The following is a 14,226-nucleotide window of genomic DNA, read 5'->3' as shown; positions in this document are numbered from 1 at the left end:
AAATTAAGCGGATTAAAAAACGCTTTAAAAAAGTGCCTTAAAGTAGGGGGGTGTACTTACAATTAACAAGAATGTTAACTGTAAGTACATTCGATGAAATTTTTACTTATTACTTTATAACTACAACTATTATTACTACTTAGAACTCAGCGGTTATTTTAAGCCAGGCAGTTCGTCCAGGCTCATTAACTTTGATTGAATTAATATCCATAATATTAGATCGGCTTGCGTGTTCAGCATAGGTCTTATCCATCACATTATCTATTCCAGCGCGTAGGCTAACGGTCTTATTTAATTTGTAATTACCATAAAGATCTAAAGTGCCGTAACCTGCCGTTTCTCCAACTTCCTGCTTGCTAAGGACATCAATTCTATCTTGACGAGACGCAAAATTGACTCTCGCTCCAGCGCCCCATTTAGCACCGGTGTAATCCAGTTGTAGCTTTCCGTTAATAGGCGGCGTTTGAGCAATGGGCCGATTATCATCAGTGGTATTTGTGGCTCGAACAAATGCAATACTGCCACTTAAATCTAATCGGTTTGAGAGCTTAATTTTGCTTTCAAACTCCAGGCCATACAGCTCAGCATCAACATTCCGATAAATATCCGCACCGTCAGATTTGAGAATTCCATCTTGCCCGCGAGCAGTATCACGCAAGATGTAATCATCAACCTTGTCATAAAATGCAACGGCACTGAAATCTAATGTATCAGTTGTTTTACTTAAACCAATATCAAATTGGTGATGTTTTTCAGGTTTGATATCCGGGTTTCCGATCCAGCGCCCAGCTAAAATAGTTTCTTGCGCTTCAACAGGCGCAGTTCCGGGCACAGCTGACCATTTGTTGATTCCTCTTTCGGTACTATCAGCTGTTCTTACACTTCGGCTTAGGCCAGTAAATAACGATATTCCATTACCCATGTCTTTGTCATAACGCAGCAAGCCACCAATATTAGTTTCATCTTTATCATCCGCATTACTGCCATAGTATTCGGCATAAGACTGGTTTGCAGAGTGACCACCCATTGGCATACTACCGATCATATCGTTTGCTTTACCCGCTGAGACATCGACTTGATCAACTCTTAATCCGTATTTTAAAGTATCTTTTTTAGAGAGTGATCGAGTACTTTCGGCAAACAGTCCTAACTGTTGAATAGTAATATCGGGCCACATCAATGTGATGGGTGCTGCAGTTCCGCTATCCATATTATTAAGTGATGCATTTCTGGTGTTACGCTGAAGATCAACTCCATATTCCCATTTGCTTGCGCCAACAGTTGAATTAAGAATTATTCTTCCGCCGGTCGTTTTAGACGTTGTCGGTGTTGCGCGTAACATATCCTGCCCCGCTTTTGGGTGCCAAGCCATATAAGTTGGTGGTGTGCGCAAGCTATAATTATCCATCAGATGATCTACATCGCTTAAATAAGCTTCTGCTTTAATACTATCTATTTTATCTGTGGCTGGTTTATCTTCATAACGTAGTCGAATGATATCGGCATCTTCGGTTGGACTATCCATTCCTGCACCGGGGTAAAGTGCATCAGAAAATGAGTTTCTTTCGAAACTAAACTCGAAAAGCCTGTCTTCTGTGGGTGTGAAACCAGCGATGATGCCAGCCTGTTTGTGATCATAGGATGATCGAACTTCGACACCATCCCCATCTTCATAGTTTTGCGCTTTTTTGATTTCTCCAATACCACGTAGATAACCTTTTTCACCCGACGCGACAACATCTGCAAGTAGGTCATGAGAAATCGCATTATCAGTAAAAGTTGCACTTACACGGCCATGGACGCCTTTATCCTCAGCCAGATCTCTAGTATCTCGTTCAAACAAAACGGTTCCACCACTTCCACCGCTGCCGTATGCAAGTGTTTGAACGCCTTTAAGTACCGTAACATTCTCGTAAGTTTCCAATGCAGCCCAACTTGCTGGTGGGTCCATGCGATTAGGGCAGCCGCCATGGATATATGCCCCATCTAATAAAATATTTAGACGAGTTTGACTCTGTCCGCGTACGATCGGCTCTAAACCCCTGCCACCAAAACGGCTCATGGAAACGCCATTCACCTGTGTTAAAAAATCTCCTCCGTCAGAACTGGTAGGGCTAACTCGATTAATATCATTAGCATCGGCTGAATTCGGATTAATAGTTAATACATCTTCAATAACAATATTATCTAGTTCTTCTGCAAGCACATTTGAAGATACCGCCAATGAAAGTGAAAGCAAAAATAAGAGGTTTTTATTTCCCATGTTTATACCCGTCAATAAGTCATATAATGTATCCGCCCAAGTATATGAATTAGTATTTGAGGGTGATACGGATAAAATTTCGAATAGGTTAATTGACACAGAAGTGTGTGATATCACACACTTTGGACGTAATTATTATTTGCAAAAGAATATAAATGTTAGATTCTGTTTGCGTTTTACATGAGTGAAGAAATATAACGATGGATTTTTTGAGAGATAATTTAGACTATATGGTCTTTGGCATTCTGGGCCTGATGAGTTTTTTTATGCTGTGGTTCGTCATAGAAAGATATTTCTACTTCGCGCGTGTAAAAGTAGAGGGTTTTACCCATGAAGATAATTTGAATGTGTCATTAACCCAGAATCTTACTGTTATTTCTACGATTGCAGCGAATGCGCCGTATGTTGGCCTATTAGGGACAGTACTTGGAATTATCATAACTTTCTACGATATGGGGCAAGGTGGAAAGATAGATGTACAAAATATTATGACTGGACTGGCATTGGCACTAAAAGCGACCGCGGGTGGTTTGTTAGTCGCTATTCCAGCAATCATATTTTACAACGCTCTGCTTAGAAAAGTGGATGTGGTAACGGCAAGATGGCGTGAGTTTAGAGACACACAAAATACTACTAATGCTACGAATAAAGAAGCGCAAAACAACTCATGAAACGATTTGACCAAATCAATATGATTCCATTTATTGATATCATGTTGGTGTTACTCGCGATTGTGCTAACAACGGCTACCTTTATTTCTCAAGGAGTGATTGATATCAATCTACCTGAAGCACAAAGTGCCAAGCCGATATCAGAACAAGCAGAAGTAACAACTATCGAAATTTCGATAAATGCAAATAAGGAACTTTTTATTGATGGTGAACCTGCAACACGAGAAATTCTTTCAACTAAGCTAGAAAATATAGCCAAGGATACCCCGATTCGCTTACGGGTTGATCAAGAAGTCGCTTTTAAAAATTTTGTTGATGTCATCGATTTATTGAAAAAGAATAATCTCGAAAAACTCAAAATTATTACCAAAGAAGGGTCTTGATTAGATCCGCTCTTTCGATGAATAACTATCTCGCAGGCTTTTTACTTTCAGCATTCCTCCATCTTGGAGTAGCTGCGTTAGTCATTAATTTTGACTCCAAAGATGTGTCTAAACCATCTGAGCCAGAAGAAATTGCGATCTCCCTGTCTATGTTTGAAGAAGCACTTGCAAAGGTGGCTCCTGTTGAAGCACCCATTGAAGAAGTGAAGCCTGAACCTATCGTGCTTCCTAAAATCGCAGAAAAAACTCTGCCAGAGCCAGAGCCAGAGCCAGAACCAGAACCAGAACCAGAACCAGAACCAGAACCAGAACCAACGATAGTTCCAGAAGTTCTAGCTGCGCCTATTATTAAAAAAGCTATTGAGCCTGTTGTTAAAAAGCTTGAGCCAAAGCCAGTTCAAAAAATTGAGCCAAAGACAGTAGAACCCAAACCTGTTGAAAAAAAGAAAACGGTTAAGCCAAAACCTATCAAGAAAGAGCTGATCCAGAAAAAGCCCATCAAGAAAAAGCCGATCAAGAAAAAAATAGTAAAAAAGCCAGTTAAAAAGAAAAAGGTTGTTCCAAAACCAAAGAAAATCGCTCCTAAAAAAATTGTTAGAAAGGCGCAGCCACGTCCAAAAGTTGTTCATAAGCCTAAACCACAGGCAAAACCAAAAGTTGCACAAAGACCTGCGCCGAATAGAGTACAAAGACCTCAGGCTAAACCTAATAATGCAGTACGAACTGCGCCACAACGTAAACCTCAGCCAAAAGCTGTGGCAAAACCAAGGCCTGTAAATAAACCTGCTACAAACAGCGCGCAGACTAAAAAGTTAGAGGCATCTTACAAGTCGAGACTTAGACAGTTAATCGCAAAGAATAAGCGTTATCCAAAACGTGCAAAGCGTCGCCGCGAACAAGGAACAGTCACTGTTTCATTTGTGCTACTTGCTAATGGCCAGATCACTCAAATAAGGGCAATTAAAAGCTCAGGGCATGCAACTCTGGATAAAGCTGCAATCAAAGCTATCCAGTCTATTTCAGGAAAATTGCCCATTCCAAGAGAGCTGAAAAAAGCACAATGGCAGATTTCGATACCTGTAACGTATAGGCTCAGGTAATTTATGCTAATTGCTTTTGTTGTCGGTTTACTGAGCACTATTCACTGTATCGGCATGTGCGGTGGGCTGGTTGGCGCAATGACAATGAGCTTAAGCCCTGAAATAAGACAAAACCAGTTGAAACTCGCGCAATACACATTTGCATATAATCTTGGGCGAATCATCAGTTACATGATTGCCGGATTATTGGTTGGTTTATTAGGCCAGGTTTTTAAAGATTTCATTATGCCAGAGCATGGCATTGGCCTACTTCGTTTAATCGCCTCTTTCATGATAATTGCTATGGGTTTCTATATTGCAGGCTGGTTTCCGCAGTTTTCTCGTATTGAAAAAATCGGTGTTCCCATTTGGTCTTTATTACAACCTTTAGGGCAGAAGTTATTACCGGTAGATAAAATATGGAAGGCAACTATGTTCGGTCTCGTATGGGGCTGGTTGCCCTGCGGATTAGTGTACTATATGTTATTGATGTCGCCAGCAAGCGATGGTGCAATTAACTCCGCATTATTTATGATGGTTTTTGGGATTGGCACACTGATACCGATGATGAGTACTGGATTTTTGACAGGAAAGATTACTCAGTTCAGGAATTCTAAAAAAATCCAATCTATATCAGGTTTGCTATTGATAATAATGGGTATTATAAGTTTGATACTGGTGGTTTATCCACATCTACATCACCAGTTACATTTCCAATTATTGTAGAAAACACATTTCATTATGACGAATCGAGAAAAAATTAAATTAATAGGTAACTCAACCAAGTTTCAAGAAGCGCTTAGAGTTACTGATTTAATTGCAAAACTCGATGTGCCGGTTTTGGTTTTGGGTGAAACTGGCTCCGGAAAAGAATCGATAGCTCGATATTTACATGAAGCAAGCAAACGTAATCATTTGATAAGTGTGAATTGTGCAGCATTTTTTGCTGAAACGTCTGAATCGTTATTGTTTTCTTATGCTAATAAATTAACACCAGAACAAAATGGATTTGTATTTCAGGCTCATACAGGAACACTCTATCTGCAAGAAGTCACTCACCTGAATCTTGAGGCTCAAGCTCAATTACTGTATTTGATCGATAATGCACAAGTACTTTCAACTCAACAATTCAAGTCATTCAAGAAACAAAAATTAGATGTAAGAATAGTAGCTAGTAGTTCTGAGAACTTAAGAGATTTAGTCGCCGAAGGTAAATTCAACGCAGATTTGTATTACAGATTATGTACTATCCCAGTTGAGCTACCTAAGCTGTCTGAAAGAGAAGATGATGTCATGTTATTAGCAGACCATTTTTTCAAGCAATTGGTAAAACAACATCGAAGACCTGCTCCAGAATTTAGTACACCAGCCATCCACAAATTAAAGCAATATAACTGGCCCGGTAATATTCAGGAGTTAAGCAATTTCTGTGAACGCATGTTTTTGTTATTCCAAAACAAAAACATTGAAGTGACGAATCTTCCCGCGGAAATTAGACACTATACCGAGTTAAGTTCCAAATCGATTTTTACACTACCCGAATCTGGCGTTGAGTTAGAGGTTTTAGAAGTCGATTTGATGCAGCAGGCATTGCGTAATAGCGGCGGTAATAAATCCCAGGCGGCGCGCTTATTAGGTTTAACTAGAGATACACTGCTATACCGATTAAAAAAGTATTCGATCAATTTATAGTATCTAGTGAAAGACACCCCCCTACTTATAGCTAGTTTTTAGTTAGTCGTAAGTATAATAGTGGCAGCTTCTTCGGTAACTCCGCGGCATTTCGAATAAGCACAAAAGAGCGACTACCAAATAGATAAGGCAGGTAATCTTCAGCTTGTTCGTCAATGGTGACGCAGAACGGTCTCACGCCTAATTTTTCCGCTTCTAGCACTGCCATGCGCGTATCTTCAATTCCATAACGACCTTCATACTTATCAAGATCATTTGGCTTGCCATCGGTGAGAATTAATAAGAGTTTTTGGCTGGTTGCCTGTTTGGATAATTGCTCGGTTGCATGTCGAATTGCCGCACCCATGCGCGTGTAATAACCCGGCCTTACAGCATCGATATGTCCACGGACTTCATCATTGTAATTTTCATCGAAATCTTTGATATTGTAGAAACGAACATGATTACGGTTTCGTGAAGAAAAGCCATGTAAGGCAAAACGATCGCCCGTTGCATGCAATGCTTCAGAGAATAAATACAAAGAGTCACGAATCACATCGATCACGCGTGAATCATTATTAATATGTGCATCGGTTGAGAGTGAAAGATCAGCCAGCAATAAACAGGAAAGGTCGCGGTTCTGGTTTCTCAACTCTCGATAAACCGGTGTGTCACTTTGCACATGACCATGCTTGCGATCAGTGAGGTAATTAACGTAGTTTTCCAGATCTAATTCAGTGCCATCGTTTTGGCGATTCTTCCATACGCGTTGTGGTTTTAAAACCTCAAATTGGCGACGCACTTTATGTGTCTGAGCCCTAAGCCTCTCGGGCAATTCAGTAGGGATTGCATCGCGTGACACCATGGTTTGTAAACGGCAGTGATCTTTTTGCATGCGCTGCTGTTTATAATCCCATTCATCGATAGGAAGCCCTTCACCTAATACGATGTCATCATAGTTGCTGGAAGGTAAATCGAGATCCAGTTTAATCTTGCTTGATGTGGTCTTACTGTCTTGAGCAACGGTAATGCTATCCATGTCTTCTGCGGTTCGCATGGCATTGTCATCGTCATCTTCGGTACTGGTGCGATCTACTTTACTGTATTCGGCCCAACTCCAGAGACTTTCAAGGCGAAAACTCATCAAACCTGAATTACCATCCGGCATTTCAGTACGTTTTCCCTGTTTGCGCTTTTGTTGTTTTTCCTGATCTTTTTTCTGTTCTTTGGATTGAGCAGCCTCGTCAAAATCAGGGTCTTGAGGAGGTATGCTGTTAGAAAATTCTTCTTCAGGCGGTGATGGGTGTAACCACAATGGCACAGGTTGAGGTGGTCTTTTGGCATACTGAAGCTGAACTGCTTTGTCAGAATCCATTAAAGCATTCTGGATTGCAGTTTCCTGGTTCGCTTCGCCTTTGCTTAAGTGTTTAGGGTCTGGTCGTTGCTGTAAATGCGCCTGCAGTAGATTGTCATAACGTGGCTTCAAGCCCGGCCAGATGGCTAGTGTGCTTAAGGTGCAGTATTGATTACGACTAATCCAGTCTTTAGCGGTAGCATTATTACTATCAATCACCGATAAGGCGGTTAACCAGAGGTATAAATCCAGATTCAGCTGACGAGTAGGAAATAGGGCGATGCTATCGGGTAAGCGAAGTGTTTCTTCGTCTCTCCAGGCGTATTGGGTTTTATCGGCAATACCTGCTATGCGTTGCAAAATAGTGCGTTTTGCATGAACTTCAGAATCCGTTGCGTTTTCAACGCGTAAGCCACCTTCGCCACCAAGCGCACGAAAGAAAATGCCAGCAGTGCGTCGTACCTCATCCAGATGCACAACCGCTTCCGGATAGCTTTTATCCGCACGTTTTGTAATAAACTTGTGCCAGGTTTCGCCAACAAATTCCTCTAACATAAGTTATCGCCCCGGAAATCTTGTAGAGCCCAAAAAGGGCAGAAGGTAAATCATTAGCGCACAGAAAATCACGATGGCGATAAACCAGAGTATGAATTTACCTTGTGGCGTCTTTCTCTGATTGGGGGCTAACGGCATACCGCAATGAGGACAGGATTTATCATCAGCAGATAGGGTTTTGCCACAATGGGCGCAGCTTAGCTCTCTCATGTTATATCAACCTCTAAGTAAGCTAAGGCACCCCCCCACTTATGAATGATATTACGTTTTTGTTGTTTTAAAACGTAAATAGAATTTATGCTTCGTGGGGCCGTTTTTTTAGAATAATGTGTGACAAGCTTATTCATTAGGTTTGTGCACTCGCAGCAAAACGACCAATTAAAGGGAAAGTAAAGTCCAATCCCTGAACCGCTTTGGTAAAACCCAGAATACCTGCAATCAAAAAAGCAGGAACAATGACCATCAGATACACTTCCGCTAAAATAAGCGCAGTCGCTGAAGCATATCCTGTCGTTAGCAGAATAATAATATTGAGTAATATTGCGATAGATGTACTCACGCTGCTCGCGATTAACGTTTGTTTAAGGTGATGTTTACTTACGGCAGATGCATTCTTGTAGGCCATAAAATATAAGCCCCAAAGCAGAAAATAAAAAATACCCACAAACAGCAGATTCGCAATGAAGAATGCTTCAGCAATAGTGCCCGCATGATCTTCGGCTTGTCTAGGTTCTTTTGCGATAAATTCGCTAGCAACCTTGGTGTTTGGTGACTTCATAGCGTTTAAACTGATGCGTCCTTTTTCGTCGGCACAATTTTAGCTCTGACTACTTCCATCAACGCTTCAACCGTTTCTTCATCATCACTCAAAGGCTCAATAATTGCAGCGCGGCAAGCATCGATGGGGTCAAATCCGGACTTTATTAAGGTAGCCGCATAAACCAATAAACGGGTAGATGCAGACTCTTCCAGATCATGATCTTTCAATACACGCAAAGCGTGCGCCAATTCGATCAACTGGATGGCAGTATCTTTATCAATCGCTGCTTCTTGCTGGACGATAGTGGTTTCGGTTTCAATATCCGGGTAATCAAACCGCATGGAGATAAAGCGCTGGCGTGTTGAAGGTTTCATCCCTTTTAGCAGATTTTGGTAACCAGGGTTATAAGAAACAACCAACATAAATTCTGGTGATGCAGTCAATACTTCACCGGTACGTTCGATAGGTAAAATGCGACGATCATCAGTCAGTGGGTGAAGCACAACAGTCGTATCTTTACGCGCTTCAACCACTTCATCCAGATAACAAATAGCACCTTCACGCACTGCTTTAGTCAGTGGGCCATCTTGCCAATAGGTTTCGCCATCACCAATTAAATGTCTACCAACAAGGTCTGCTGCTGTAAGGTCATCATGACAGGCAACGGTATAAAGTGGGCGGTTTAATTTGGCTGCCATGTGTTGAATAAAACGCGTTTTACCACAGCCAGTTGGTCCCTTGATCAATAGTGGGAGCTGGTTGTTGAAAGCGTGTCCAAACAATTCAACTTCATTGTTCTGGCTTTGATAAAAAGGGATATTACTCATTGAATGGTGCCTGTTTGAGTTGATAAATATTTAAGCTAAATAGTGATAGCGTATGTAATCGCGATCACAATAATTACGGTCCATAGCCAGCCATACATAATGACTCGCCATAACAAAGAAACGCCACGCAATTCCATAAATTCACTGATGATCAATACCCCTTTAATTGCAGCAGTGAGTAACAGCACAATCACAATAGGAAGCCCGCTAAAACCAAGTGCTCCCATGGCGTAAGTGGAAAGTGTGAGTAATATCAATGCAATCCAGATGGTGTGAATGTTGAAATAACTTCTCATAATCGATTGCTCACTAGCGCATTACATAGACAAGGGGGAATAAAATAATCCAGACCAAATCCACCATGTGCCAATAGGAAGCACCGGATTCAACACCGATGTGATTGCTTGCGCTATAGCCACCGCGTTGTGCTTTTATCGCAATTGCCAGCAAGATAATCATGCCGAGGATGACGTGCAAAAAGTGGAACATCGTTAGCGATAGATAAAACATGTAAAACGTATTGGTGCTGAGGCTAATGCCTGCTGAAAACTTATCGTAGTATTCGAATGATTTTAAAACGAGAAATACACCACCGCCTGCTATTGCGGCATATAGCCAGTGTGAACAGCCAATATAATCACCGTGATTTTTAATCGTATGCACAGCACGTACGACAAAGTAGCTGGAAGTTATCAATACAATAGTGTTAATCGCGCCTAATTCGGTATTCAGCGTTAACTGGAATTGATTAAACATATCCTCATTTTGTACACGAACTACGGCATAACTAATAAAAGCAATGCCGAAAACCAGCAGTTCCATAAATATAAAAAACCAGATGGCTAAATCGCCCGGAAGTAGCTTTGGTTCTTGTTCGATAATTGCAGTATTCACAGTATTTCTATTCTAATTTTAATGACTTAACTGTAATGATGATTAGCGGCAAGTGCCTTGATGATCATCAAGTGATGAATAACGATTCGCCTAATAAAAAAAGTGCCCCAAAGGTGGGGGGTGGCTTTTAGTATTAACTAATTGTGTTTAGACCTTAATTTGTCTCCAGACCATGATCGTACTAATGCCCAGATCGCAAAAACGATAAATATCGTATGTACAATGGTGAAATAAGTGATTACATACACCCACGTCCAGGGCGAATGAAAACCACCAAGCACTATCATCAATGTGCTGACTAAAAATAATGCCAGCGCTGCTGTAATGTTTATTTTTATGCCAAGAACTGCATGATAATGATCAATGTTTCCGGGTTGTGTTTTCTTATAAATAAACAACAACGCGATAAAACTAATGACGGGTAAAATCGTTAAATTTAACAAAGAGGCGAGGGCAGCATTCGATGCATTTTTGAGCTGTTGCTCATTGTTTTTGGATGTTTCAGATTTCATCATCGCTCATTTTCCTTTTAAGTATTTTGATCGTTTAATTGGACAGAGTTCGTGACTAAAAAAATACCGCTTTAGAAGCGGTATTTTTTAAAGACACATTAACAGAATCTGTTAACTAGCCACTGCAGCTTCAGGCATCACAACGTCTTCACCTTTCGCAAAGAAGCTATAGATATAAAGAAATAAGCCAATGAGGAAGATAACGCCAGCTCCTTCACGTGCCCAATAGAATATCTCGAGCTTGTCCTGAGTTGCCATAAAACCTAATGGTGTATCTGAATATCGCTGTAAATAAACCTGCAAGATACCAGCACCTGTAAGGAATAGGGTGATAAACACCATCGCTACAGTCATCAACCAGAATGACCACATTTCAATAACCTGAGCTCTTGCATTGCCTGCCTGTTTACCGCGCATTAATGGCATTGAGTAAGAGATCATGGTTAAAATTACCATTACATAAGCACCGTAGAACGCCATGTGGCCATGAGCCGCTGTGATCTGAGTACCATGAGTGTAAAAGTTAACCGGTGCAAGTGTGTGTAGGAAGCCCCAAACACCAGCGCCAAGGAATGCCATAACCGCTGTACCGAGTGCCCATAATACCGCTGCTTTATTTGGATGGTCGCGGCGTCTTTTATTCACCACATTGAAGGCAAATAAAGTCATCATGAAGAATGGAATTGGCTCGATTGCAGAGAATATAGATCCCAACCACTGCCAGTAATCCGGTGCACCAATCCAGAAGAAGTGATGACCTGTGCCGATTAGGCCAGAGATCAATGCCATCGCGATAATGATGTATAACCATTTTTCGATAACTTCGCGGTCAACACCTGTAACCTTAATCAATACATAAGCCAGCATTGCAGCCATGATTAATTCCCATACACCTTCAACCCATAGATGTACCACAAACCACCAGAAGTACTTATCCATAACCACGTTGTCTGGGTTGTAGAATGAGAACAGGAAGAACACTGCAAGACCAATTAAGCCCGTCAATAAAACCAGCGAGATAACAGTTTTACGACCAGTAAGAATGGTCATGCCGATATTGAACAAGAAAGCCAGTGCAACAATAACGATGCCTATTTTAGTAATAGTTGGTTGCTCTAAAAACTCTCGTCCCATGGTTGGCAATAAATCATTCATGGTGATTTCTGCCAAGGTTGCATAAGGCACCATCAAGTAACCAAGAATGGTTAACGCGCCAGCGATTAAGAATATCCAGAACATTAACTTGGCCAGCCAAGGGGCGTAAAGCTCACGCTCTGATTCTTCAGGAACCAGATAATAAGCCGAACCCATAAAGCCAAACAGAAGCCAAACGATTAATAGGTTGGTGTGAACCATACGTGCCACGTTAAAAGGAATCTCGGGGAATAGGAAATCACCGATGACATATTGAAGACCCAGCGTGACACCAAAAAGGATTTGTCCCACGAAGAGTCCAATAGCGGCAATAAAATACAGCTTTGCTATGGATTGTGATTGATATTTCATGTGATTTCTCCCTTACCCTTCTTTATTTGGTGGCCAGTCTCTGGCGACTTTAATGCCATCAACGTACTTAAGAAACTGCGCAATTTCTTCTAACTCATCAGGAGTAAAGTTGAATTGCGGCATGCTGCGTCGACCCGGAATACCATCTTTAGGACGGCTCATAATAAAGCCTTTGATTGCATCAGTGCTTTCGCCAAATCGGGTGTAAACATTACCCAGTTCAGGTGCAAAGTAAGCGCCTTCTCCCAATAAAGTGTGGCATCCAATGCAGTTATTTATTTCCCACAGTCTCTTACCCGCTGCGACTTCCTCGGTAAGGTTCTGTGAATTATCGGTTTTTGGTAGGCCTCTCACCGTATCCACGGTTAATCCAATAAGTACCAGGAAGAAGAAAACCCCTCCTCCATAATAAATGTTGCGAGCCATACCTTTTGTAAAGGTCTCTCTCATAGCAATATACACTCCAGTCCATTAATAGTTGCCGCGACTGTATCCACATAGGACTCGGCTAGCCTTGATGTGCATCAAGTGGTCTATAGCTAATAAAAATTAATTGATAAAAATCAATTCGGCAGTGAATATTCTTTGCTACGAACAAAGGCACTGTTGTTAATTCATTCCGGAATGTGTAAAGGCACCCCCCACCTTTGAGGCACTTTTTTAAGGCTACGATCGATGAATGATTTCAGCTAGTAGAAAAGATCATGAAAAGTCTCCGTCAACACTTGCTCTTAATTTGAAAACGTAATTGAAAACGCAATCTAAAAATAAGCAACAAAAATGTGCGCTTCATGGTTTACGAGTTTGGATAGTAGTGATGAAATAAGGATGACCTTGATGTTGATCAAGTTATTACAACTATGCAGTGATTCGGTATACTCTTTTGATAGCACTGAAAGGCTTAAATGATCGCTATAAAATGAATAATCAATCGAAGGATAGCAATGCAAGTTTTAAACCCTGAATATAAAGAAGCGATGCGTAGCAATTACCTGTTTATGGATATTGAAGAAGGCGATTTTGCGACGATCTTGCAGGGGACTTCTGTCTGTGAATTGAGTGCCGGTGAAATTCTGTTTTCACAAAAGCAACCGGCAACCGAATTTTTCTTGCTGGTTGAAGGTAAGATCAAGATAAGCTTATTGTCATTTGAAGGAACGCAGAAAGTCGTCGATATCATCAATCCTGGCAATACATTCGCGGAAGTGATTATTTTAAACGGCATGGAGGGCTATCCGGTTAATGCAAAAGCGTTGAGTAATGCCAAAGTACTTCGTATTAATGCTGAAAAATATATACAGGTGTTGAGCAATTCATCCGAAGCCTGTCTCAAAGTCATTGGTCGATTAAGTGCTCGCTTGCATTGGTTGATGAATGAAATGGAGCGCTTAAGCCTGCACAATGCGTCCTATCGTTTGATCAGTTATTTGCTTGAAGATATTCCTCATGGAAGTGTTGAAGAAACCAAAGTAATCTTGGGTGCGCCTAAACGTATCATTGCTTCCAGAATTTCAGTCACCCCTGAAACATTTTCACGTACTCTGAAAAGCCTTTCACAAGATGAATTAATAGAAGTATATGATGAACATATCCTTGTTAAAGATCCGTCTAAACTAAGAGAAATGTTATTCATTTAATAGAAATTAATGAAATCTTTAATTTAACTATCGTCTTTAATATAACTATCGTCTTTTATTAACTTATTTTAGTGATAGCAAAGTTCTTTTTTTATTTTAAATCTGCACCACAAA

The 14,226-nt window shown here is 40.9% G+C and carries 16 protein-coding genes; 6 read left to right on the top strand and 10 right to left on the bottom strand.

What is annotated here, in order from left to right:
• Positions 1-139: 139 nt before the first annotated feature.
• Positions 140-2,263, bottom strand: coding sequence for a TonB-dependent copper receptor (locus EV695_RS00965; RefSeq protein WP_131904053.1), 2,124 nt, complete (start codon positions 2,261-2,263; stop codon positions 140-142).
• A gap of 200 nt (positions 2,264-2,463) precedes the next feature.
• Here EV695_RS00965 and exbB point away from each other — a divergent pair, with 200 nt between their 5' ends.
• From exbB to EV695_RS00940, 5 genes are read left to right on the top strand one after another with little or no spacing between them, the layout of a single operon-like run.
• Entirely contained in the window at positions 2,464-2,934 is a 471-nt protein-coding gene (gene exbB / locus EV695_RS00960) for a TonB-system energizer ExbB (RefSeq protein WP_131904052.1), read from the top strand.
• Positions 2,931-3,317, top strand: coding sequence for a TonB system transport protein ExbD (exbD, locus tag EV695_RS00955; protein WP_131904051.1), 387 nt, complete (start codon positions 2,931-2,933; stop codon positions 3,315-3,317). The genes exbB and exbD overlap by 4 nt, the downstream gene beginning before the upstream one ends.
• A complete protein-coding gene (locus EV695_RS00950; protein WP_131904050.1) occupies positions 3,314-4,417 on the top strand; it encodes an energy transducer TonB in 1,104 nt (367 codons plus the stop codon). The genes exbD and EV695_RS00950 overlap by 4 nt, the downstream gene beginning before the upstream one ends.
• Before the next feature lie 3 nt (positions 4,418-4,420).
• Positions 4,421-5,122 (top strand): sulfite exporter TauE/SafE family protein, encoded by a 702-nt coding sequence (locus EV695_RS00945; protein ID WP_131904049.1) that lies wholly within the window; start codon positions 4,421-4,423, stop codon positions 5,120-5,122.
• 15 nt (positions 5,123-5,137) lie between these two features.
• Entirely contained in the window at positions 5,138-6,088 is a 951-nt protein-coding gene (locus tag EV695_RS00940) for a sigma 54-interacting transcriptional regulator (RefSeq protein WP_131904048.1), read from the top strand.
• A gap of 31 nt (positions 6,089-6,119) precedes the next feature.
• Here the strand turns inward: EV695_RS00940 and EV695_RS00935 are convergent, their stop codons facing one another.
• The 9 genes from EV695_RS00935 to EV695_RS00895 form a co-directional block, all read right to left on the bottom strand.
• Complete coding sequence (locus tag EV695_RS00935) at positions 6,120-7,976, bottom strand: nitric oxide reductase activation protein NorD (protein WP_131904047.1); 1,857 nt, start codon at positions 7,974-7,976, stop codon at positions 6,120-6,122.
• A gap of 3 nt (positions 7,977-7,979) precedes the next feature.
• Entirely contained in the window at positions 7,980-8,186 is a 207-nt protein-coding gene (locus EV695_RS00930; RefSeq protein WP_131904046.1) for a zinc ribbon domain-containing protein, read from the bottom strand.
• A 136-nt stretch (positions 8,187-8,322) separates the two neighbouring features.
• On the bottom strand, positions 8,323-8,754 hold the full coding sequence (locus EV695_RS00925) for a hypothetical protein (protein WP_131904045.1): 432 nt from the start codon (positions 8,752-8,754) through the stop codon (positions 8,323-8,325).
• 5 nt (positions 8,755-8,759) lie between these two features.
• On the bottom strand, positions 8,760-9,563 hold the full coding sequence (locus EV695_RS00920) for a CbbQ/NirQ/NorQ/GpvN family protein (RefSeq protein WP_131904044.1): 804 nt from the start codon (positions 9,561-9,563) through the stop codon (positions 8,760-8,762).
• A 35-nt stretch (positions 9,564-9,598) separates the two neighbouring features.
• Entirely contained in the window at positions 9,599-9,859 is a 261-nt protein-coding gene (locus tag EV695_RS00915) for a cytochrome C oxidase subunit IV family protein (protein ID WP_131904043.1), read from the bottom strand.
• Between the two features lie 13 nt (positions 9,860-9,872).
• Positions 9,873-10,457, bottom strand: coding sequence for a cytochrome c oxidase subunit 3 family protein (locus EV695_RS00910; RefSeq protein WP_207906916.1), 585 nt, complete (start codon positions 10,455-10,457; stop codon positions 9,873-9,875).
• 137 nt (positions 10,458-10,594) lie between these two features.
• Positions 10,595-10,972, bottom strand: a complete 378-nt coding sequence (locus tag EV695_RS00905) for a magnetosome magnetite crystal formation protein family (RefSeq protein WP_131904042.1) — start codon at positions 10,970-10,972, stop codon at positions 10,595-10,597.
• A 108-nt stretch (positions 10,973-11,080) separates the two neighbouring features.
• Positions 11,081-12,475 carry a cbb3-type cytochrome c oxidase subunit I gene (locus tag EV695_RS00900; RefSeq protein ID WP_131904041.1) on the bottom strand — a complete coding sequence of 465 codons (1,395 nt, stop codon included), beginning with the start codon at positions 12,473-12,475 and terminating at the stop codon, positions 11,081-11,083.
• Positions 12,476-12,487: 12 nt separating this feature from the next.
• Complete coding sequence (locus EV695_RS00895; protein WP_131904040.1) at positions 12,488-12,925, bottom strand: c-type cytochrome; 438 nt, start codon at positions 12,923-12,925, stop codon at positions 12,488-12,490.
• Positions 12,926-13,419: 494 nt separating this feature from the next.
• Between EV695_RS00895 and EV695_RS00890 the strand changes: the two genes are divergently transcribed.
• On the top strand, positions 13,420-14,112 hold the full coding sequence (locus EV695_RS00890; RefSeq protein WP_131904039.1) for a Crp/Fnr family transcriptional regulator: 693 nt from the start codon (positions 13,420-13,422) through the stop codon (positions 14,110-14,112).
• Positions 14,113-14,226 lie beyond the last annotated feature (114 nt).

Origin of the sequence: Cocleimonas flava (assembly GCF_004339015.1) — a bacterium.
GTDB classification, from domain to species: Bacteria; Pseudomonadota; Gammaproteobacteria; order Thiotrichales; family Thiotrichaceae; genus Cocleimonas; species Cocleimonas flava.
This window is presented reverse-complemented; position numbering and strand designations above follow the sequence as displayed.